Source organism: Halobellus clavatus (assembly GCF_900107195.1).
Lineage (GTDB): Archaea > Halobacteriota > Halobacteria > Halobacteriales > Haloferacaceae > Haloquadratum > Haloquadratum clavatum.
Map to the genome: position 1 here is coordinate 25,969 of NZ_FNPB01000016.1, position 21,457 is coordinate 47,425.

At 55.7% G+C, this 21,457-nt stretch carries 19 protein-coding genes and 5 pseudogenes; 15 read left to right on the forward strand and 9 right to left on the reverse strand.

From position 1 onward, the window contains the following. Positions 1 to 1,215 precede the first annotated feature (1,215 nt). Positions 1,216 to 1,575 (forward strand): DUF8154 family protein, encoded by a 360-nt coding sequence (locus BLU74_RS16385; RefSeq protein ID WP_245705823.1) that lies wholly within the window; start codon positions 1,216 to 1,218, stop codon positions 1,573 to 1,575. Between the two features lie 39 nt (positions 1,576 to 1,614). On the opposite strand, the gene BLU74_RS16390 is transcribed toward BLU74_RS16385, so the two are convergent. Continuing rightward, positions 1,615 to 2,130, reverse strand: a complete 516-nt coding sequence (locus BLU74_RS16390) for a DUF7437 domain-containing protein (RefSeq protein WP_089769316.1) — start codon at positions 2,128 to 2,130, stop codon at positions 1,615 to 1,617. A gap of 97 nt (positions 2,131 to 2,227) precedes the next feature. Here BLU74_RS16390 and BLU74_RS16395 point away from each other — a divergent pair, with 97 nt between their 5' ends. The 3 genes and pseudogenes from BLU74_RS16395 (at position 2,228) to BLU74_RS16405 (ending at position 4,144) form a co-directional block, all read left to right on the forward strand. Continuing rightward, positions 2,228 to 2,449, forward strand: coding sequence for a type II toxin-antitoxin system HicB family antitoxin (locus BLU74_RS16395; protein WP_089769318.1), 222 nt, complete (start codon positions 2,228 to 2,230; stop codon positions 2,447 to 2,449). 77 nt (positions 2,450 to 2,526) lie between these two features. Continuing rightward, a pseudogene (locus BLU74_RS19095) lies at positions 2,527 to 2,697 on the forward strand (type II toxin-antitoxin system HicA family toxin); the annotation flags it as partial. A gap of 247 nt (positions 2,698 to 2,944) precedes the next feature. Further along, on the forward strand, positions 2,945 to 4,144 hold the full coding sequence (locus BLU74_RS16405; protein WP_089769322.1) for a tyrosine-type recombinase/integrase: 1,200 nt from the start codon (positions 2,945 to 2,947) through the stop codon (positions 4,142 to 4,144). 206 nt (positions 4,145 to 4,350) lie between these two features. Here BLU74_RS16405 and BLU74_RS19630 read toward each other — a convergent pair. Both BLU74_RS19630 and BLU74_RS16415 read right to left on the reverse strand, forming a co-directional pair. After that, positions 4,351 to 4,471, reverse strand: a pseudogene (locus BLU74_RS19630) (VapC toxin family PIN domain ribonuclease); the annotation flags it as partial. Further along, positions 4,471 to 4,719: an AbrB/MazE/SpoVT family DNA-binding domain-containing protein gene (locus BLU74_RS16415; protein WP_089769324.1), complete on the reverse strand. Its 249-nt coding sequence runs from the start codon at positions 4,717 to 4,719 to the stop codon at positions 4,471 to 4,473. The gene BLU74_RS16415 and the pseudogene BLU74_RS19630, both read right to left, overlap by 1 nt. 138 nt (positions 4,720 to 4,857) lie before the next feature. On the opposite strand from BLU74_RS16415, the gene BLU74_RS16420 reads away from it, so the two are divergent. From BLU74_RS16420 to BLU74_RS16430, 3 genes are all read left to right on the forward strand, one after another. Then, complete coding sequence (locus BLU74_RS16420) at positions 4,858 to 6,102, forward strand: RNA-guided endonuclease InsQ/TnpB family protein (protein ID WP_089769325.1); 1,245 nt, start codon at positions 4,858 to 4,860, stop codon at positions 6,100 to 6,102. Between the two features lie 313 nt (positions 6,103 to 6,415). Further along, complete coding sequence (locus tag BLU74_RS16425; protein ID WP_089769327.1) at positions 6,416 to 6,751, forward strand: nucleotidyltransferase family protein; 336 nt, start codon at positions 6,416 to 6,418, stop codon at positions 6,749 to 6,751. Beyond that, positions 6,748 to 6,984, forward strand: coding sequence for a HepT-like ribonuclease domain-containing protein (locus tag BLU74_RS16430; RefSeq protein WP_089769329.1), 237 nt, complete (start codon positions 6,748 to 6,750; stop codon positions 6,982 to 6,984). The genes BLU74_RS16425 and BLU74_RS16430 overlap by 4 nt, the downstream gene beginning before the upstream one ends. Before the next feature lie 66 nt (positions 6,985 to 7,050). On the opposite strand, the gene BLU74_RS16435 is transcribed toward BLU74_RS16430, so the two are convergent. Continuing rightward, positions 7,051 to 7,467, reverse strand: a complete 417-nt coding sequence (locus tag BLU74_RS16435; protein ID WP_089769330.1) for an HVO_A0114 family putative DNA-binding protein — start codon at positions 7,465 to 7,467, stop codon at positions 7,051 to 7,053. A gap of 33 nt (positions 7,468 to 7,500) precedes the next feature. Beyond that, complete coding sequence (locus BLU74_RS16440) at positions 7,501 to 7,818, reverse strand: toxin-antitoxin system TumE family protein (RefSeq protein WP_089769332.1); 318 nt, start codon at positions 7,816 to 7,818, stop codon at positions 7,501 to 7,503. A gap of 182 nt (positions 7,819 to 8,000) precedes the next feature. Here BLU74_RS16440 and BLU74_RS16445 point away from each other — a divergent pair. Together BLU74_RS16445 and BLU74_RS19635 are read left to right on the forward strand one after the other, a co-directional pair. Beyond that, a pseudogene (locus BLU74_RS16445) lies at positions 8,001 to 8,144 on the forward strand (tyrosine-type recombinase/integrase); the annotation flags it as partial. Positions 8,145 to 8,202: 58 nt separating this feature from the next. Then, positions 8,203 to 8,322, forward strand: a pseudogene (locus BLU74_RS19635) (DUF7437 domain-containing protein); the annotation flags it as partial. A gap of 44 nt (positions 8,323 to 8,366) precedes the next feature. Here BLU74_RS19635 and BLU74_RS16455 read toward each other — a convergent pair. After that, on the reverse strand, positions 8,367 to 9,638 hold the full coding sequence (locus tag BLU74_RS16455) for an RNA-guided endonuclease InsQ/TnpB family protein (protein WP_006180995.1): 1,272 nt from the start codon (positions 9,636 to 9,638) through the stop codon (positions 8,367 to 8,369). A gap of 146 nt (positions 9,639 to 9,784) precedes the next feature. On the opposite strand from BLU74_RS16455, the pseudogene BLU74_RS16460 reads away from it, so the two are divergent. The 3 genes and pseudogenes from BLU74_RS16460 to BLU74_RS16470 form a co-directional block, all read left to right on the forward strand. Further along, positions 9,785 to 10,681: pseudogene (locus BLU74_RS16460) on the forward strand (RNA-guided endonuclease InsQ/TnpB family protein); the annotation flags it as partial. A gap of 432 nt (positions 10,682 to 11,113) precedes the next feature. Further along, the gene (locus tag BLU74_RS16465; RefSeq protein WP_089769335.1) at positions 11,114 to 12,025 is read left to right on the forward strand and encodes a ParA family protein; all 912 of its coding nucleotides are present in this window, start codon (positions 11,114 to 11,116) and stop codon (positions 12,023 to 12,025) included. A gap of 14 nt (positions 12,026 to 12,039) precedes the next feature. Continuing rightward, positions 12,040 to 12,468, forward strand: coding sequence for a DUF8160 family protein (locus tag BLU74_RS16470; RefSeq protein ID WP_175454689.1), 429 nt, complete (start codon positions 12,040 to 12,042; stop codon positions 12,466 to 12,468). On the opposite strand, the gene BLU74_RS16475 is transcribed toward BLU74_RS16470, so the two are convergent. Continuing rightward, positions 12,465 to 13,910 (reverse strand): hypothetical protein, encoded by a 1,446-nt coding sequence (locus BLU74_RS16475; RefSeq protein WP_089769339.1) that lies wholly within the window; start codon positions 13,908 to 13,910, stop codon positions 12,465 to 12,467. The two genes, BLU74_RS16470 and BLU74_RS16475, sit on opposite strands and share 4 nt — an antisense overlap. A 387-nt stretch (positions 13,911 to 14,297) precedes the next feature. On the opposite strand from BLU74_RS16475, the gene BLU74_RS16480 reads away from it, so the two are divergent. Together BLU74_RS16480 and BLU74_RS16485 are read left to right on the forward strand one after the other, a co-directional pair. Further along, on the forward strand, positions 14,298 to 15,326 hold the full coding sequence (locus BLU74_RS16480) for a Cdc6/Cdc18 family protein (protein ID WP_089769341.1): 1,029 nt from the start codon (positions 14,298 to 14,300) through the stop codon (positions 15,324 to 15,326). A gap of 638 nt (positions 15,327 to 15,964) precedes the next feature. Continuing rightward, positions 15,965 to 17,221 carry an orc1/cdc6 family replication initiation protein gene (locus BLU74_RS16485; protein WP_004594472.1) on the forward strand — a complete coding sequence of 419 codons (1,257 nt, stop codon included), beginning with the start codon at positions 15,965 to 15,967 and terminating at the stop codon, positions 17,219 to 17,221. Between the two features lie 575 nt (positions 17,222 to 17,796). Here BLU74_RS16485 and BLU74_RS19205 read toward each other — a convergent pair. Further along, positions 17,797 to 18,003: a hypothetical protein gene (locus BLU74_RS19205; protein ID WP_217635396.1), complete on the reverse strand. Its 207-nt coding sequence runs from the start codon at positions 18,001 to 18,003 to the stop codon at positions 17,797 to 17,799. 938 nt (positions 18,004 to 18,941) lie between these two features. Between BLU74_RS19205 and BLU74_RS16495 the strand changes: the two genes are divergently transcribed. Then, positions 18,942 to 20,441, forward strand: a complete 1,500-nt coding sequence (locus BLU74_RS16495; protein ID WP_217635397.1) for a Cdc6/Cdc18 family protein — start codon at positions 18,942 to 18,944, stop codon at positions 20,439 to 20,441. 307 nt (positions 20,442 to 20,748) lie between these two features. Here BLU74_RS16495 and BLU74_RS16500 read toward each other — a convergent pair whose 3' ends face one another. Beyond that, on the reverse strand, positions 20,749 to 21,072 hold the full coding sequence (locus tag BLU74_RS16500) for a DUF6788 family protein (RefSeq protein ID WP_089769343.1): 324 nt from the start codon (positions 21,070 to 21,072) through the stop codon (positions 20,749 to 20,751). Positions 21,073 to 21,457 lie beyond the last annotated feature (385 nt).

Genomic DNA, 21,457 nt, shown 5'->3' on the forward strand with positions numbered 1-21,457 from the left:
GACAGCGGCGAGATCTGAATCGCGTTCAGCACGACCGTACCCTGCAGATTCTGAAAGGGTACCTGAGACAGAGAATATAACAAATGGGAAAAACGAGGCTCTGTTGAAACCCTCTTGCCGTCGTGCGGTTTCATATAGAGGTTAGTTTCTGCTGCTTTGGTCGTGAGTGGCTAGGAGAGCACCTCTACCGAATGTCAGCGACGAAGGGTTTCAACAAGGCCAAAAACGAGTATGTTGGCGTTGGTAAGGATGGTGTCGTCGCCTTCGTCGCAATATGACTTTTGAAGGACCGACCGACTTCATTTACCCAGAATCGCATAATTGAGAGTACTCGGGACTAGTCGTAACGCTCCAAGGTAACTTGCGATGGAGGATCCTCAGTGGTTTTTGTTGGCCATTCAATGATAATGTCCGTTTCAGACGTGATTTTAGAGTCAATCCACTGTAAGAGGCGATAGCCGTCAGCGCTCACTAAGGCCGCTTTGCAGTCTGTACAAATAGTCCATGGTTCTGATCCATCAACCCGAATCTGGACGTACCCACGTTCATCACAGAGATCACATCCCGGCGCGGATTCACCAAGACGGCTGACTAGGAACTTTCCTGTGTCGGCTCCGCGAAGAACCGAACACAGTCGGTCGTGTTCATCGACGGCAAGTCTGAGTGTCGATGAAGACTCTACGACCGTCTCTCGTAGCTCAGTCAATAGCGTTAACCATCTCTCTCCGAATGACTCGGAAGCTCTGATCTGTTCAATCTCGTCGTCGAGCGTATCCAAGATTAGCTGTCTTTCCTGGTCTGTCGTATGGAGGACCGAGTACGGATTGATGTCCTCAATGACAACTCTAATTGGCGCGTTAGGTTGCATCGTAATCACCGGAATGCAGGTGGCCAGAATCCAGTTGAAATCAAGGGCAATCCCTTGAAACCGTAATACTGCTGGCCTGTTTGGCCCGGAACCAATTTTTAAGTTCCCACCGACAGGCGATGGAAGACAAACAATCGGTTCGTTCTGTCCGTGTATCTGTTGCAATCACGTTGGTTGGCTCCGACCAACTCTCCGAGCTCCGGACCGAGCTGTACACCGATGAATGACGATATTCAAGAACGATTGGGGAAGCCTAGCGGACCTTCGAGGGCAGTCCCGGAACGATCGAGGAGGGATTGGATGTCGACGTCGCAGAGTTGGTCCAACTTCGCCGTGCGTGCCGGCTATTGGAGGTCGGATCGAACCTCCTCGACCAAGGGTACTACACGGTCGTGATCGAGTCGGCGTTCGTCGCCATCGAGCGCACGATTCAGTTCCAGTTAATCCACGATGGGGCAATGTCCGCCGCGGAGGTCATCAGCAGCCACCGACGGCTCTACCAACGTGGTGCCGAGATTGGCCTCTACGATAATGCGTTGGGGGATGATCTCGCCGATCTGTGGAATCGGAACCGAACGAAGACCTATTACAGGCTTGGTATTGCGACGAAGGAACAGGCCGAGTCGATGTACCGAGTCGCCGACGACATCCACCGAGACCTCGTCGATATGACTGGGGTGTCACACGAGTGCCACTGTCGAGGATGACCGATAGAGACTCCGCAACTGATCACCTTCCAAGCCGAATTAGTCCTCGACGACGGGACGGAGTCCGTCCAGGATGACGCCCGCTTCGAGTGGTGAGATCTCTTGTTCGCGAGCCATAATCTGATGCGTAACAGATCCGTCAACGTATTCCCAAGCGTATTCGAGCGCGACGGCGAGCCCGTCGAGTCCGTGGCGGTTGATGTACGTGTCAATATCGTCATCCCGAATCCGGCGGGCAATCGCCTCAACTAACTCCGGTGTGATTCGTCGTTCGGCGTCGCCTTCGACCAGTTTGAGGTCGATTTCCCGAGCCGTATACTCAGCCGGCCGCCCATCGTTCGACTGTTCGATAAAGCCCGGGGCTTCAAGGTCTTCAACGTATTCGTAGACCGTTCGCTGTGGGAGATCCAGCGTCTCGACGATGCTCTGGATCGTTGTCGACGGGTGATGGTAAATATAGGTGTAGATCCACGCTTTGCGAGAGTTCTCGAGGAGCTCAAACGCCTCACCGCCGGTATCGAGTGGGGTATCCCCGTTCGCTTCTCTCGTTGCCATCCTTAGTAGCGAATTGCACGCGAATTGCAATACGCATTACTGGAAGGTTGCTGTCGCAGTACAACAGCTGCTTCAGCCCAACGCTTAATCGAACCCAATGCGTCATATTACACATGGGCACAGGGGGGGGGAAATCCGCCTCATTGAAGAGGACGACGGTGGCTGGTCAGCCATCGACGACGAAATTGGCGTCGCGAGCCAGGGCGAGACGCGTCGGAAAGCCCTCGACCACCTCGATCAAGCGGTCGAACTGAGCAAGGAAGCGCGAGAAGCGGATACCGACGCACCCGAACCGGATGCGCCGTGGTTTGAGGCGTGACGGACGCACCGCGAGACTTCTCCGGTCGAGATATCGTGAAGGCACTCACCAGCCTCAACTAGCGGAAAGACCGTCAGCGCGGCAGCCACGTCATCCTGAAGTACACAAACCCCGATACTGGAGAGGTTCGAACGGTAACGGTCCCGATGCACGACCGCATCAAAATCGGGACGCTCCAAAGCATCGCAGAACAGTGCGGTGCAGACGACTTGCATAAGTGGTGCCCCTGGCTCGACGACCTTCGGTAGAGCCAAAAAATCGCATCCCAACGTTGCCTAGACGTCTTCTAGATACCTCCGTCGCTGTTTCATCTTCTCCTGATCGGTGCGCACGTCGTAGACACCTATGTGGATTTTATACATATAGCGTTATGCGATTTACTAGTTGTGTGTAGGACCTTATTTAGAGTATAGAAGCCCTATACCACCCAATATCGTGAGTTTAGCATTCTCGAAGACTCTACTTGTGCTTAATCGAATAAGCGACAGTAGAATTATGGAGGTCGCCGCCGTCGGGTCAGTCAACGGAATGGACGACACTCAGGACGGCGTTACCCCCAGGGAAGACGCCGACAGAACCACCTTCGAGGCGGCAATACAGCAGTTCGTCCAGTCGAAGGGGAAGGTCGGCGACTCTGGACGGTACGCCACCGACTCGAAACGCCTGCTGGAGCGCTTCGAAGAATTCGCCGCCGACCGTGGCGTCGAGGACGTCGAGTCGATTTCGACGCGACTCCTCGAAGGCTACGCCCAGCACCTCGACCGCCGCGTCCAGACGCGCGAGCAACAGGGAAAACCCCACGGCATCAGCGGAGCCACCGCCCACCAGTACTTCGCTCGGGTGCGTGCGTGGCTGGAGTACCTCGTCAAACGCGACCTCCTCTCGGAAAACCCTGCAAAGAGCCATCACGTCGAAGACGAACTCCCTGATGAGTCACTCGGCACGACCGACGACGGCCAGCAGTTCTGGAGTCCGGCGACGCGCAAGCAGATCGTCCGCTGGACGGACTGGTACTTCGACGCCGCCCTCGACGACAAGCAGGGATGGGTCACGCCGGCGGATGCTGCCCGCGAGCGGGCCCTCATCGCCACGGTCGCTTACTCTGGGGCCCGCGGCGCCGAACTCTTCCGTGACCTGGACAACGACCGACGCAACGGTCTTCGGTGGCGCGATGTCGACCTCGACGCGGGGACGCTGTCTGTCCTCGGGAAGTCCCAAGACATCGAGGAAGCCCCGCTCCTTGACGCCGGAAGGACGCGGCTGGCGGACCACTATCGGCGCCAGAACCCCAGGGATGAGGACTGGCCTGTCTGGGTGACGCGACACCCTCCGTCACTCTACGCCGGCGCTCGCATACTCGACGGCGTCGACGAAGACGACGACCGCCTCGCCCCTGACACGGTGTTGGATGTCTACCGCGAGCACGGCGGTACGCCGCCGGCGCTCTCCATCGGCGGGGCACGGCGCATCCTCCGCGAACACTCCGACGCGTCAGGGCTGGTCGGCTCCGATGGCGAGCATCTGAAACTACACGGCGCCCGACGTGGCCTCGGGGACGAACTCTATACCCACGACGCAGAGGCCGCTCAGGAGGCGCTCCGTCATCAGAGCATCGAGACAACACACAAGTCCTACCGTGACCGCGACGGTGAGCGCGTTCGCGAGCGCGCCCAAGAAATCCTAAATGGTGAGTGACGAGTACGTCTCCTCAGAAACACGTCCCACAGAGACCGGTATGGCTAGATACACCACCGCTGAAGCTGACTAATTTCATAGCTAATTCGGCAGCTACTCCCCGATACAGGAAGTTGAGAAGACTTCGATAACTCCGTGTATCGTTGTCACCGAGGGTTGTTGCTTTGAACCATTAGAACATTCATGAACAGCGAGACGGTTCGGTATAACATCCGGGAGGTCGCCGTGGTCGATACCTCGGACAATCTCCTGAGCGCGGTTATGATAGTCGTCGCGGGCGCTTACACTGGCGAAGAGGACGTTGGTGTCTAGGAGGGCAACCGGCATCACTCCGCCCCGAACTCGCTCTCGACTTCGACTGCATTCGTCTCGCCAACATCCACCGGCTCGAAGTCGTCGAAGACCCCCTCACGCTGATGGACGATTTCGACGGAGAGATTCCCTTCTCCGTCGGTGGTCCACCGAAGCTTGTCCCCCGGTTCGATGTCGAGACGCCGACGGAGGTCGGCAGGGATTGTCACCATTCCCCGGTCGCTCACCTTCGTTTCCTCAGGGCCTTCTTCAGCATAATTCAAGGTGGAGCCTCCGACCTCAAGGAGCGAGTGTAGCGAGCGAGTAGGTTGGAGAGGAAACCGACTGAGGACGACGCAACCGCACGACAGTAGCCACCCGACTCCCGAGAGTATAAGTACCGTCAGGTGGTAATCTGAAATATGGAGGTGCGTCGAACCGCGCCGGTCAAACTCATCGTTCCCGATAAGCGACGCGACGACCTCCACCAGTCAGCCCGCCAGTTCCTTTACTGTGCGAACCGCGCCGCCGACTTCTGTTGGGACGGTCGCTCCTACACAAACTGCGTTACGGCGAACTCAACTGCGCGTGACGCGCTATACGCGGAGCTGCGGGAGGAAACTGATCTCACTGCCAACCTCGTTCAAGAGGCCATCCGACGCGCCGTCCAAGCGACGAAAGGGTGCATTGAACGGTGGAAACAAGGGAAGCGTGTGAGCCAACCAGAGTTCACGTCGTGGAGCATGGTCTACGACAAGCGGAGTGCGACGTTCTACCGGAACAAAGTTTCACTCTCAACCGTCAACGGGCGCGTCGAGTGTGAGTTTGAACTCCCGGCGGACAGCCCGACGCCCTACGAACAGTACGTTCTTTCGGACGAGTATGAGTTCCGGGCGAGTACACTCCAATACGACAAGGCGACCGACGAGTTCTACTTCCACATTACGACCCGGAAGTACGATGACGACGAGTCCGAGGGTTCGGCAGATACCGGGCACCAAACAGTCCTCGGTATCGACCTCGGCGTCAACAGCCTCGCAGTAGCTTCGACCGGCACGTTCTGGCAAGGTGACGATTACGACCATTGGTGCCGCGAGTTCGAGAAGCGGCGTGGTGAGATACAACAGTGTGGCACGCAGGCCGCACACAATGCCCTGCTTCGCCTCGGAAAGCGCGAAGAGGCATGGAGAAAACAGTACATCCACACCGTCGCCAACGAAATCGTCGAGGAAGCCGTCGAACACGACTGCGACGTGATCGTGTTCGAGGAGTTAACGGACATCCGTGAGCGACTTCCATACGCGAAGTGGCACCACGTCTGGGCGTTCCGACGCCTCGCCGAGTACGTCGAGTACAAAGCGCCAGAACAAGGCGTCTCCGTGGAGCAAGTTGAGCCGAACCGCACGTCCCAGCGCTGTTCTCGGACGGATTGTGGGTTCACGCACGAAGCGAACCGCCACGGCGAACAGTTCGAGTGCCAGAAATGCGGGTACGAGGTGAACGCGGATTACAACGCCGCAAAGAATATTGGCGTGCGGTACGCCCGGAAGCGACAACACAAACTCCGTTCCTCGCCCAAGTCGGGGAGCGGAGACGCACCAGTAGACGTGCGTGTGAATGGTGGGACGGTGAACGGCGAGAGTTACCAGCCTATTGCTGGCGACTGATTGCCAGGAGTCCACATCAAAGCCCCACCCTCAACGAGCGAACCGCGTATGCGGTGAGCGAAGTAGGGTGGGGTAGTTTACTTGCCATACCTACGCGTACTGGCTCTCGCATCATACATGTTTCTCTACATGTGAAAAAGGAATGTGACCACGACCTCGACATCCATCGCTCGAGATAGTCCAAATCAGTGAGTCAATGAATCTGTGAATCATTGAAGTGCGCTCCGCCACGAAGACCCATTAAGACCGGGAGCAGTACCGGATGTAGGCGATCGAGCCACGGACAATATTAATCACCCAGACGGTCCCCCGGATGACCACAACACAGTTATCGGACGAACCCGGAGCAGATACTATAGCTCCGGCCGGGAACATCCCGACGCGACTCGCGCGGCTCAAGCCGCGACTCGAACGGGAGTATCCGATCAGCGAGCTGGGGATCTTCGGCTCGTACGCGCGGGGCGAACAGCGCTCCGACAGCGATCTCGACGTCCTCGTCGCGTTCGAGGAGTCGGTGACATTGTTCGATCTCGTTCGGCTGGAGAACGAATTGACCGACGAACTCGGCGTCGAGGTCGACCTCGTGACGAAGGACTCGCTGAAACCGCGGATCGAATCCCGCGTCACCGAGGACCTCGTTTATGTATGACCGAGGTCCTCGACTATCTCGACGACATTCTCGAAGCCGTCGAGAAGATCGAGCGCTTCACGGAGGGAATGGACTACGCGGAGTTCGTCGAGGACTCGAAGACTGTCGACTCCCTCCTTCGGAACTTCGAGGTGATCGATGAGGCAGCGAAGAACGTTCCGGAGTCCGACCTCGGCGTGATCGTCGAGCAAGCCGTGACCACGTACCAGCGCGCCGTCGACGGCGGGTGGTGAGTTGTCGTTCGGGGGTCACCACTCACGTGTGTACGAAAACGAAATGGTCATATCTGAGTTCTCGTGCTACGCACTCGCGGAGGCGCTATCGGCGTCGTCGCGATCGATAAGCGGGTAGTCGATGTGAACCTCGATCCGATCGAACGGGACAACGGGCTGGATCGCGCCGCTGGGCCCGCCCGCTTCGAGGGTGAGGATACCCAGCACTTCGAGCTGCTTCAGATCCGAGTGGACATCAGACACATCGCGATCGACGAGACGGGCCGCCTCGCGCATACTCTCAGGAGTCTCCTCCGCGATCGCCCGGATGAGCTCGAGGCGGAGTGGGGTAAGACTGTCAACGAAGTCGTCGTAGGTGCCGAATTGGAGCGTCGCTTTTCCATCCTGGCTGTCGAGGTCGTCAGCGTCGCTGTCCTGGACGAACTGGAGCGTGTCTTGGCGAAGCTGTTCTCGGTCGCCGACGGTGATGTGGAGCGTGGTCATAGTCAGGATGTCGGTTGGTCGGGGGGTGTTCGATCAGTGTGGTCGGGGCGGGTTGCCGCCGACGGCCTCCCAGTACTCGTCCGCGCTCGCCCAGAACTCGACGAGCCGGTCTTCCATCCCGGGAAATTCGACGTCGTCTCTGTCACTGGCCGCGGTGTGGTGCTCGTGGCCCTTCGTGTCCTCGTGCGAGTTGTCATACCGGACGAGCGTGAGGTCATCTAGTGTGCCCAAGTGGAGCGTGTACTTCCAGCCTGAGGGGTATGTCTCAGTGTCATCAGTCGGCCGAAGCACGACGTTCTCGACCAGGCCGGCCTCAACGTGCGTGTACTGGAAGAGCGGCTCCTGCGGCATTCCCTACGTGTTGGGATAGCGGCCAACACTATAAGTGTTTGGCGAAGCTCCAACAAAACCTCGAAAAACACCCGATAGCGTGACTATTGTTGAGTCAATTGGGGGTCTCGTTGACCGTGATTGATGCTGGAATGATTGAGGAATCAGCCGCAGACGAGCGACTGTCGGCGGGGATCGATGATACCGACGAAATTGCGGCCGAACAAGGAAGCGCGAGTGCCGACGTCGTCCTGCAGAATTATCTCTCAGATTCCCGGGCCCGCACGCTCTGCCGGAAGTATATGCGCGATCAGCTGGCTGCTGCATTCGAACCAAGCGAAATGTGATACTTGGACGCCTCCGACTTCGGTTGCAACCTAATCGTTATTATACAGTATACGAATTATGTATTGTACGTCGAAAGCGACGGGGGACCTCGAATGCGCCGTTAATGGCCTTATCTCAGTGGCACAGCTACTCGAAGAGCCACGGCTCGCTCGCCTCTACACGTATATTCTCCGTCAACCACCTCGGGGTCAAGCCCCGAGGCTTGTCAGTGGACTCCCGTTCTAACCGAGTAGTTCGGTAGGCGTGTAGTCGCCGTTCACGCTCAACGTCCCTGACTTGAGGGCCAGTTGACTGGTGGCCCATCCACCGCGAGACTTCTGCCCGCGATGGATATACCCGCAGTACCGATTTGCGATGTTCTTCGCGGCATTGTAATCCGCGTTCACTTCGTACCCACATGATTGGCACTCAAACGCCTTGTCGTCACGATTGTCCTCGTGGGTAAACCCACAGTGCGAGCAACGCTGACTCGTGTACGCCGGATTCACGGTATCCACGAACAACTCCGTAGACTCGACCTTGTACTCGACGAGTTCCACGAACTTCGCGTAGGCCCACTGCTGGAACTTCGACCCGTTCGCAATGTTCTCGCGGATGTGGTCAAGGGTCTCGAAAATGATGCCGTCCACGTCCGCGTCTTGGGCTTCCGTGATGAGGTCGTTGGCGCGGTTGTGGAGCCAGTCCAATGACCAATCCGAGAGCCGACTGCCGATGGACTGCATCGTGAGGTGAGCCGACCGTGTACCCGTCTGTTGCAGTTTGGCGCGGCGTTGTTCGTACTGGTTGCGCTTGTGGGTGAGGGAGTCCGCACTGCCGATGAACTCGCCTGTGGAGGTGACAGCGAACGCGCCAGTCACGTTCAGGTCAACACCGAGAACCACTCCGTTCTCGGCACCCTCACTACGTGACTCGCTTTCTTGGCGTTCCGTTCCGTCACCCTCGTAGTTCGGGTTCTTCAGCGTGACATGCAGGTAGAACGCATCCTCCTGTTCGTCGTACTGAAGCGTGGCGATCGACGCATCCCACGCCTCACTCTCGTAGTACCTGCCGAACGGCGTGTCTTCGCGTTCGTCCTCGGGTGGGAGGACGTATTCAGCAGTGACTCTGCCGTCGGGGGTAGAGAGCGTGGCGTAGTCGTCGTTGAATGACGCAGAGCGTTTGTCGTAGACGACGCTCCACGAGTCGAACTCGGGTTGACTCGTTTGTTCGCCTTGCTTCAGTTTCTCGACGCCGCTTTGGACGGCTTCGATGGCGCGTCGAATGCCTTTCTGGACGAGGTTGGCGGTGAGGTCGGTTTCCTCGCGCAACTCGTCGTACAGGGCGTTTTCGGCTTTGCTCTTGTTGGTGACACAGTAGTCGTCGTAGCGCCACGCCCACTCGCTCGTGCGGTTGGCGCAGTGCAAGAACTGAGCTTTGGTTTGATGGAGGTCGCCACGACGCTCTTCTGGTACGTCGAGTTTGACCGGCACGGTGCGTCGTAGCGCATCGTCCATCTGTGGCTCACATTTACCTCTGTTGCATAATAAAAGTTTATTAGTAGAGTGGGGGGAGCTGGCCTATCTATAGAACGTAGTTAGTTTCATCGAGTGTCGGCTTCCTCCCCGACCTCAAGGGTCGGGACATCCGCCTCGTACCGCCTGTGAAATACGACACTCGGACGATGACACTATTTGACGACGGAACAGTCTCACTTTCCACGGTCGACGACCGTATTCGGTGCGATCTCACGTTGCCGGACGACGAAGGTGGCTACCAACACCAGTACCTCAACAACGAGGACTGGGAACTCACCGAATCCACGCTCTCTCGGCGTGATGGCGACTACTACCTACATCTCGGCTTTCGCAAACCGAAGCCCGAGAAACAGGTCGAAAAACAGGGCGACGACGAGGACAAGACAGTTCACAGCGTCGACCTCGGCATCGTCAATATCGCCACGACCTCGACGGCCTATTTCGCGTCCGGCAGAGAACTTGGACATCGACACCGGGAGTTCGAGCGGATTCGCGGCAACCTCCAACAGACCGGCACGCAGTCCGCACACCGTACCATCCAGCAGATGAGCGGCAGGGAGTCCCGCTACGTTCGGGATGTGCTGCACCGCGTGGCCAACGACATCATCGAAGAAGCGTTGGAACACAGCTGCGCGTACATCGCGTTCGAGAACCTGCGGCATATTCGGGAACGTGCGCCCCCGGTGAAGGGGTTCCACCAGTGGGCGCACCGACAACTCGTTGACCTCGTGGAGTACAAGGCCGATGCAGAAGGCATCTGTGTGGAGTACGTTGATCCGGAGAACACGAGTCGGCGGTGTCCCGAGTGTGGACACACGAGCGAAGGGAACCGTGCCAGGCAAGCGGAATTCGAATGCGAGAAATGTGGTGCGACAGCGAATGCGGACTATGTTGGAGCGAAGAATGTTAGGTGGCGGTATATCCGTCGGAGCCTACAGTCGTCGCGGCGGACGGGCGACGGTCAACTCGCCCTGAAGTCAGGAACCGTGACGCCGAACCGGGGATTCGTCCCGTCCGACTAACTGTCGGCAGAGGCCGAGTTCACTGACAAGCCCCGCGCCACCGTGCGTGGAGCAGTTGACTGAAGCCATAAATCAAGGAGTTAAGGAGTACTTGATTCTTGGAATCCAATAGGATGTGGCGAGTCATGAAGTCAGTGAATCAATGAATCAGTGAATCCAAGAAATAGGGATTCAATGAATACCCCACTCCGAGAAGCGCAGAGTCACTCATTCAGCAACTGCAGTAGCAACCTCCATTCCACGAGGACCCAGCAAAGCGGGGATTCCAGGATGTATTGAGTCAATGAATCAGTGATTCTTTGATTTCGACCAAATACAACACCAAAAGCGCCCGTTAGCAGTGAATACCACGGAATACGGCACTTTAGAATTTCTAGAGCGGGATTCGATGTCTGGCGTAGATTTATGAATCAGTGAATCAATGATCGAACTATGACCGAGTCACCTCGTGGCTGGGGCGTCACACCATCGACCGGTATTCCCACGATCGCCTTCGGCAATCAGAAAGGCGGGACTGGGAAAACAACGGCGACGATAAACAGCGCCGCAGCACTGGCCTCTCGAGACCACGATGTCCTCGCGATCGATATGGATCCACAGGCCGATATGACGAAGGGGCTGGGATTGGGGCCAGGCGATGATAACGATCCGTCAAGCCCGAAGAACGACCTTCCAAATACGCTCGCGACCGATGACGCAAATCTCCTCGACGTCCTCGTTGACAATCCGCGCACGGACAACACAACGCTTTCAGAAATTGTGATCCGCAGCGGCGACTACGAACACCTGAATTTCGATCTCGTGCCGAGCCACAAGGACATGGGGCTTGCCCGAGATTGGATGGACGATGCAGGTGCTCGTCTCTCGTTAAAAGTTGCTCTGGAAGATCTGATTGACGACGGATACGACTACGATTATATCTTGATCGACTGCCCACCAGATCTCTCGGTGCTGACGGATGCAGCCTTTATCGCGGCGCAGAACGTGTTCCTGGCCGCACAAACCCAAGCCACATCACGAGATGCCCTAGACGATCTCTGGGACCAGCTGGAATCCATCGAGGACAATCAACAGATCGAGATTGCAATCGTTGGACTGTTGGCAAATATGTATAGAGATGATGGTCAGTCACAGAAGTTTCTGGAGGCATTTGACGAGTCATATGCGTCACTAGCGCCGATCTTCAAGCTTCCAATGCGGGTAGCGATACAGCGCGCGTGGGACAACGGCTGCGATATTTTCGAATGGGAGGACGCGAACGACCAGCAAGTCGAGCGCGACCTCTTCCTGGAGGTTGCTGAGACAATGGAACGTGCGTTCGACAAGACGCAGGTGGAGGTGTAAGGATGCCCCGAGGAATGGACGAGCGATTTGAGGATCCGTCAGAGGAAGCAGATGACGAGGAAGCCACGGCCGACGACAAGCCGACGGAGGACACACCGGACGGAGAAAGCCGAGACGGTGATTCGACAACAGCAACCGAAGACCAATCACGTCAGCAGAGAGAGACCCCTACAGCGGAGACTGAATCGTCGATTGAGGAATTAGACGGCGAACCGCTGAATATCCGTGAGGACTGGGATTCCGCCACTATATACGTTGAACCGGAGCAAAGTGAGAACATTGAGGTGACATTCACTCGGCTAAAAAAGCAATTGAAGCGTGAAGACATCACTCTCGAGAAGAACAAACATTTCTATAGAGGGATTTTCGATGTGGCATTCGGTGAACATCAGGAAGAGACGAAAGAGAGAATTCGTGAATTGGCAAAGCAAGACCAGGACTAGTACTGGGAGACGATTGCCTCGAGGATATCCGTCGCCTCAGGAACTTTATCAAGTGGGGTCCCGGCGACATGTCGCCATGTCCCACCAGTGAATCGCGCGTGATCGTAGATTTCCAAGGCGCCGCGCTGGGAAAGGGCCGTCGCAAAGGCCCCGACCCCCTCCGGAAGACGACCGCGCACATACACGTGGAGCCCTGTCCCGCTCTGACTTACCTCTGTGTATCCATCAAGCGCATCAACGAGAGTTGCTACCTCGTCTGATACCTCACCCGTCTCTGGATCCCGAACATCATCGAAATCCACGAACGAGAGCGGAGGATCTGGTGGATCATGTGGGAGGAGAACCGCTGGATGCACAGCCTCGGGAAGATCCTCACCATCGGGGAACGGCCACGCACGATGTATCTCTCGAAGCGGAAGCTCCGCTACCATCTTCGCTTTTTGGAAGCCCCGGCGTGGATTCACGTCCTTTGAAGCGGCCCATTCACACGGATACATTGTGTCCGCCTGCCAGGGCGCGAGAGCGACTTTCGACCGACCATCCCAGACAACCCAGATATCCAAATCACGCAATGCCACCGGGATATGATAACGATCCACGTCCAAAATACGTGTATCGTTCGAATCAGGCACATCAAGCAGATCCCTGGTTTCCGCTTCGGTAGAAGAGGTCCGGTCAGTCGAATCAGTGACGCCGGTCTCGACAGTCTCCTCTGCCATGCAACCCCTGTTTTCAGACGTATCGAGAGCTGGCTCACCAGACCCGTCCGACATTGGACGCACTGCATCCGGGAAAGCCAACGATTCCTCTTGGCAAAAGTAGCAGCCGCATTTCTCAAGTGGAATTTCGGCCTCACTTGTCGCAATGCCGTGCGTCCAGATCTGGTTGCGTATCCGCTTTGCCTTCGTGACTAACTGCTCATATCGTGATTCGTCGAACTGGACGGCAGACGAGTCAGCGTCTGGACACGGCCATTCCCGAATATCGCTGAGGTCGTTTTTTGAAACGTACACGAGTTTTCCTTGCTCAACTCCTAATCCCTGCATATAGATGTGAAGCTGGTCGAGATGGCGGTCGATCGGTGGTGAGAATTTGTACCAGCCGTTCCGTACCTTCAGCACGTACGCAATTTCGTCGGCGGGATCATACAGGGTACACCGACCGAGAAATCGGACAGGACCCTCGTCAATATTCAAGCTTACTTCGGTCTCCAGTGTCGGATTGCGATCGCTGAGCTGCTGCTCGAAGTAGTCCTGGATCAGACGCGACGCACGATACTTGCCCCAGTACGTTTTGGATTTCGAGAGCCCGAGCTTGTTGACGTATAGCTGGCGCGGACAGAAGCCAATATGGGCTGCAAAAAACGTCTCAGGATCACGCTCATAGAGGTCGTCAGAATCGGCTGCGAGTATCGACGAGATCTGCTCCTCGAAATCGATCATGGTAGGAAGGACAACACTTGGGATATCACGGCGCCAGTACCCCCACTATGTGTGCCGCCCTGAAGTGTGAATCCGGGTCGCTTCCGAGTTTCAACAATATAGGTGGCAAGGGCATCCCGTGGCTGGATCTACCACCCAGATACAGAATTTCCGAGGACGTTTCCAGAAACTCGAACGGTCAAATACGAAATAAGTCCCGAGGTACTCACTCACAGATTCAGGAAATCTCGAATTTTCAGAGAATTTCCGGAAGCATCTCTCCATAATTGGGGAAAAGAGGCAGACACAACGCGAGGAATCTAATTACAGAATCGGGAAGATGCAGTTTCCGGAAACGACCCGGTCAGGCTTTTGTAACCTGACCCGAAATCAGTCTGTCAGAGACAGATGATTCGCGATGCTCGCGTCCTCCGGGCCGGATTCGTCCCTCGGGAAGTCGAGCATCGCGACGCCGAGGTCAATCACCTCTCCAGCGTTCTTGAGCCCATCACGAACGGAGAGCCCGTCGATACCGCTATTGTCACCGGACCCAGCGGCGCCGGCAAGACGTGCATCTCGAAGTTCGTCACGGAACGACTTCGAGAAGAAGTCCTCGACGTCGAGGCCATCTACGTCAACTGCTGGCGCAACTACACCCGGTTCCGCACGCTCTACCAGATCCTCGACGACCTCGGCGCGACCATCGACATCCACCGACAGTCGACGCCCCACGACGAACTCGTCGACCGCCTCCAGCAACACGACGGCCCGCGAACCGTCGTCATCCTGGACGAAGTCGACCAACTCGAGGACCCCAGCGTCATCTACGACCTCCACAGCCTCCCGCAGTTCGCGATCATCTGCATCGCGAACAAGGAAGAAGAGCTGTTCAGCCGCGTCGACGACCGGCTCGTGAGTCGGCTACGCTCCAGCGAACATGTCCGGATGGACAACTACCACGACGAGCAGCTGTACGACATCCTGAGCGCTCGCGCGAAATGGGGGCTCGACGAGAACGTCACCACCGACGACCAGCTCTACCGCATCGCCGATGCAGCCGCCGGCGACGCCCGCCTCGCTATCGGCATCCTTCGAACAGCGGCTAGCAAGGCCGACCGCGAGAGCCACGAGCGCATCACCAACGACATCCTCCTGGACGCCGCCGAGGATGCCCGGGCCCAGATTAAGCAGAAGAGCATCGATTCACTCACGCCACACCAGCGCGTCGTTTACAACATTGTTCGCGATCACGAGCCACTCGGGCCGAGCGAGATTCACGACCGCTATACCGAGAAGGTCGACGATCCTCGGACGAAACGGACAGTGCGGACGTATCTCTCCAAGATGGTCCAGTACAACCTCGTCGATGCGGAAGGCACGAGCCGGGACCGGGAGTACTCACTCGTCGGTTCGGAAGCTGCGTCGCCGATGCAGTAATATCCTGTCTCCGATTGGGTGAGATCGAGCGGCAACCAAGCGAACCCTTGTGGAATCGCGAAACCCCGAAATCACGGGATACTAGTACTGAGTGCCGACCGCGAATCGAGCATAGACCATGAACAGTTAACCAACAGACGGTCAATACATACGATTTGTTGGTTAATCGAAAGAGGTCCACGGTCATCGATCGACTGGTGTCGGGAAGGGTAGATTTCGACTGGAATATCGGGCAGGCAACGATGGTAGCAGGGAGAAGGCGACCAGAGTTGCCAGTATTGCCAATAATACCGTCGTTTAAGTACCTCTCTCACTCCACCATTGCCAATAACGAGGGGAGAATGGACGGGAGGGCAGAAACTGTCACGTCTCTAGTCTAGTTACTGTTATCTAAACCTACTACAGCTAGTGGAGTTTTCGCTAGTGCGGCTTTGGTTTCACGTGCAATGTATTAAAAGTATCGCTAATTAGAGAGGGGGTCGTTGACCCCCTCCAGTTGTTGCAAAGGTTTACTGGCAATAGTGGAGTGTGTGTGTTTTATAAGCGGAGGCGATACTGGCATAATTGGTTCGAGTGGTGGGTTAGTGGTGATACTGGAACCCATGGTTTTATGATGGTTCTTCGTCTTGAGTCCGCCTATGGGCCGATTCAATCGAGAATCGTTCATCATCCAAGACAAAGACGTCCTCCGGGATGATTACCAGCCAGAGACACTCGAGGAGCGGGACGAAGAACTCGACGAATATGCGGCCGCTCTCCGTCCCGTCATTCAGGGCTGGCAACCAAACAACGTCTTTCTCTATGGCGTTACCGGCGTCGGGAAGACAGCTGCTACGCACGATCTTCTTGAGGAGCTGCAAGAATCCGCCGGAGAGTACGACGACGTCGATCTCAACGTTATTGAGCTCAACTGTACTGGCTGCACCACATCCTATCAGGTAGCGGTCAATCTCGTGAACGAGATTCGCTCTCCTTCTCACCCTCTCACCACAGTCTCGTCTTCGCGCGAACCGATGAGCGAAACCGGGTATCAACAAAAACGCATCTTCAACGAACTCTACAACGACCTTGAGTCGATCGGTGGGACTATTCTCGTGGTTCTGGACGAGATCGATAACATCGGCTCGGATGACGATATTCTGTACGAGCTTCCACGAGCACGCTCGCAATTGGATCTCGATGTGAAAATCGGTGTGGTCGGCATCTCGAACGACTTCAAGTTCCGAGAAAACCTCTCTCCGAAAGTCAAGGACACTCTTTGCGAAGAGGAAATCTTGTTCCCTCCGTACGACGCGACTGAACTGCAGAATATTCTCAAGCACCGAGCCGATATCGCACTCTACGACGATGTCCTCGAGTCAGATGTAATCCCGTTGTGCGCAGCATTCTCTGCACAGGACTCGGGATCTGCTCGGCAGGCGTTACGGTTACTCCGGAAAGCAGCTGATATCGCCGAGAACGACGCGATGGCGGGTGGAGAGGCGAAAATCACCGAAGACCACGTTCGGGAGGCCGAGCATCAGATCCAGCGACAACAGGTGGTCGAAGGGATGCATTCGTTGACCCGGCAGGGGCAATATGTATTGCTGACTGTCTGTCAGCTAGCGGCAGAGGGAGAAACACCCGAGCGGACGAAACTGATCTATGAGCGCTATCGAGAGGTTCTTCGTAATCACGGCAGTGAACCACTGAAACGCAGGCGAGTACACGACCACCTGTCGGATTTGAGCCTCCACGGGATCTTACGGTTGGTCGACTCGTCGAGTGGACGCGGGAACTACAACGAATACGAGCTTGATGTCTCTCTGTCGTCGGCCCTCGACGCACTCGAGAGCGAACTAGGTGAGCTCAACGACATTCGTGAAACTGCCAAGCGGCATCGGGTTCTGGAGTGACTTCTCAACCGTCAACACCAGTACTGCCAATACCCTCTCCACTTTTGCCAGTAACCGCGCAACCGTCAGTGCCAGTTTCTCCAGTACCCTCTCCGGTGTTGCCAGTAACTTCCTTGTTCCTATCAATCCGACTAATTACTATCGGGACCACCGTTGCCAATTTCATCAAATAGCGTCTTGTCCTCCGATTTTACTGGCAATAGTGGAGTGTCTGACAGCATCTAAACGAAATTTCATTTACGAACATTTGCAATCGCTCTCCAGTGGACTACTTATCCCGTGAGGGTTCGTGGTTCGAAGACCCAATCTTGCACGGATTCACCCCGCACTTACTACTCGAAAACAGGGGATGTCTTCCTGTTCGAGTTCATTCGTTGTCTGGGCCATCGGTGAACAGGATTTCGTGGAGAAACGACAGAAACGTCGGGCATGGGAGTAACCGATTCGTCTCTGTCTACGGGTATTCCTGATCACTCACGAGAGCCTCGGTACACTCGACGAGGCCGTCTTCAGTCGTCCACCGGCAGAGACACCTAGCATCGTTGAGCATCTCGAAGATCGCGGTCTGCATTCCACTATAGGGACTCTCGACGGCTACGTTCGTGTCGATCGCGTCCACATCTATCGTATTGTACGTCGCGTTTGAACATGTGCGTCTTCGCGAAGTACTCCTCGAGGGCTGTGAAGTAGCCCTGCTCAACGAGGAAGCAGCCCTGGGCGTGTTCGGTGACGCCCACGATGACGTCTGTGTGATCGGCGAACAGCCGGAACTTGAAACTCAACGGAACACGTATAGTCGGTATCATGGACTGGATCTGACGACCCCCCTCCCCCCTTTTTCGAGTTGTAAACTCGTGACGGCGGGGAGGGGTGAACAGCAAGAGGGACTTCAAAATAGCTGATTGTGGCTGATATACACGATAGAGAAGGTGAGCTCCTCATCTTCTATCTTGTAACTAGAAATGGGAAAGTTTATGTTGGCCCTTGCCTTACTATAACCGTACTAGAGATAAAGAAAACAAATCGTCTAGCCGGAGCTAGATGATTGAGATCTCTGGAGTAGATGACTTCTTCATCTCGTCCTTGGTTCTGCTCCCGTGTACTAGCACGTTTTATCGCCTCTACGCCAACTTCTGTTAACTCAACGCTAGTTACATAGCGTTTGGTGTGGCCTGTTCCCATCGACTTACAACTCGAAAAAGGGGGGAGAGGGTACAACATTCGAGATCACCAAATCAGCTTCACCAGCTACCATGTCTGAAACCCGGTATTACTCTCATTCGTGATCGGGTCCTACGAGCGTCGGTCTCTTGCGACTATTCTGGCGCTTACTACTCGAAAACGGGGAGTGTGAGTAAGACCGTATCACCTAGAGCATCATTCACAAAATCCAGATTATGTGGACTTTGCTCCGAGACTCACTTCGATTCCCTTCTCCTTACAACACGCTAATAGGGTGGGTGGGAGCACGAACCAGGTGTGTTACCTCCTCACAACGTCTTACAACTCGAAAACGGGGAGTCTAGGTCATCGAGGAAGTTCGACGAAGCTCGCTATTGTCGAACCGTTACAAATCGATAACGGAGGGTGATAGATTCCGAAGACGGTATCTGACTCATTCAGAGAATACGGGTCTATAGTCGTTAGATAGCCTGTTTTCGCCCGGTTACAACTCCACAAGGGTCCATATTTTTATACCCAGAGTTCGAGGGGCTTCATAATGGGACGAGAGGGACGTAGAGCAGGATCGAATCACGCGGAAGATGAGGGGGATCGTGAATCTTCTTCTGCTGATCCTGAAAGCCCTGAGTCGACGGGCGAGGATATAGATTCGCTCGATACATCACAAGCGACGTTCGAGAACGACTCGGATCCAACCGATTCGTCTCAAGAAGCAACCAACGGCGACGGTGGCGGCATCTCAATCCGGGATCGACTCCAAACCGAGTCGTCCGGCGGGGTCTTCGCGAACAAAGACCTCGTTCGGTCAGATACCATCATCGACGAGGATCGTATCGTCGGTCGTGATGACCAGCTGGGCCGTGTCGTCGACAACCTGAAACCGGTACTCCAGAACGAAGGCATCCCGGATATGCTTCTGAGTGGTCCCTCTGGAACTGGGAAGTCGCTCATCATTCATGCAGTCTGCAAACAGATCGTTGAACTGTGTGAATCTCAAGACAAGACCTTCGGGGTCATTTCAATCAACTGCGAGGGGCCGAAGACTGCAGATCGGGCTGTCTATCGGTTAGTTAAAGCTGCTGCCAACGACCTCGGCGTTGATCCTGGTGTTCCCCAAACTGGCGTTTCAACGGATCAGAAGCTCGAGCGACTGTACGAACTCATGCGAGAGTATTATGACGGTGTCATCTTCATCCTCGATGAGATCGATATGCTCGAGGGACCGTATCAGGAAGCAGAGTACAATTCTCTCATCTACCAGCTTTCACGGGCTCGCAAACTCGCCGACTTTGATGGTCCCATCTCACTTACGACGATAACGAACTATGCCGACTTCATGAAGGATCTCAACAGCCGCGCACAGAGTTCCTACAATCCCGACGACATCTTCTTCGACGATTACGATGCGACGCAACTCCGTAGTATTCTCCACAACCGGGGGGACGCCTTCAAGCCAGAATCACTTGCAGATGATGTCATTCCGCTTGTTGCCGCGTTTGGATCCCAAACGCACGGGGATGCGCGAAAGGCGATTGATCTCCTCAGATGGGCTGGCGAATTAGCTGAGCGGCGTGGAGCTGACACGGTTACCGAGACTGATGTCCGTGAAGCCCAGGAGAAATACACCGAAAACCGCAAACTCCGCCATATCAGCGGAATATCGACTCAAAAGAAACTCTCGATTTACGCTGTGGCGGCGACGGCACACTACGCAAGAGAACATCCTGAGTGGATCCCTGCTGGACCTGCGTTCAAGACGTACCAATTTATTGCTGATACGATGGACGCGGACCAGTACAGTCGCGAGACCTTCGTAAATCACGTCACTGAGCAGAGTACGTACGGTGTGTTGGACTTTGAGCGTCGAGGTAAGGGGCGAGGCAAAGGAGTGCATATGTATTTCTCCCTCTCTGAAGATCCGGAAACGATCATGGAGACGATCCGTGAGGATTCCCGGTTCGAAGATCTAGCTCACGAAGAGGCGACAATCAGTGCGGTTGTCCGCGAACGGCTGAAGCAGTTCCAGAGTAAGAACTAATCTCCTCCGGATTCTCCCAGCACTTACTACTCGAAAACGGGGGGTGTTCGTATCCAGCGTGCTGCGTTACAACTCGAAAATGGGGGGTGTCGGTCGTCGGGATGTCTCGTTACTACTCGAAAACGGGGGGTGGGTGAGCCAAGAGATTTGACGTGCCGGTCGATGTACTGTGCTATCCCCTTTCCATCTCCCATTTACAACTCGAAAACGGGGGGTGTGTCCTACGATTTTCTTGTCGTCTATACCATCGTGATGCGGAGTTCGTGGGGAAACGACGGCAACGTGGGATGGGGGCCCCAGGTTGCGTTCACTTGTCCGGATTGACCGGCCCTTTGTACTTTGACGTCACTGTGTCACCTTCTCTCCACTGCCAGTAGTAGTAGCGGTTATCGTTGATCTCCTTGATTGTGATCGTGGCTTTCGCTGGGACATCGTCCGGGAGGTCGTTGGGCCGCTCTTCGATTTCGTCTTCATCTGACTCTTCGTCGAGACGAGCCTCACGTTCCTTGTGTTCGGCTACTGCCTCGGCGTAGCGGGCAACGTGCTGGAGCTGGTCTGGGGAGCATCCATTAAGCGTATCGACGATGTCTGATGGGAGTTCCGCTGGCGGCGTCGGTGGTTCGTAGGACATGGGTCGATCTGTGTTAACCAACACTGGGGGCAGAATCAATAGTTTTGTTGGTTAAAACTATCCAGATTCGATTTCCCACCGCTCACCGTATTCAGCATCTATCTACACCAGACGACCGAGCTAACCCGGGTGGATGTCTTTGTGACCGCCGGCTTGGAGTGGAGTCTCCCGTTCGTAATCGGTGTGGGTGTCACGTTCGCCCTCAAGATTGGCGTCAGTTCGACGTTTGATCTGGCACTGGCCGAATCACAACGACTCGAGGTGGTCTGGATCCCATGCTCGTCGGTGGGGCTGTCATCGTGATCGGCTCGGTTCTCCTCGGCAAGTCTCTCAGTCAGTCGTTTCCTTCGTCTCACCCCGTGTGACTCCTGCATAGTGAGACTAC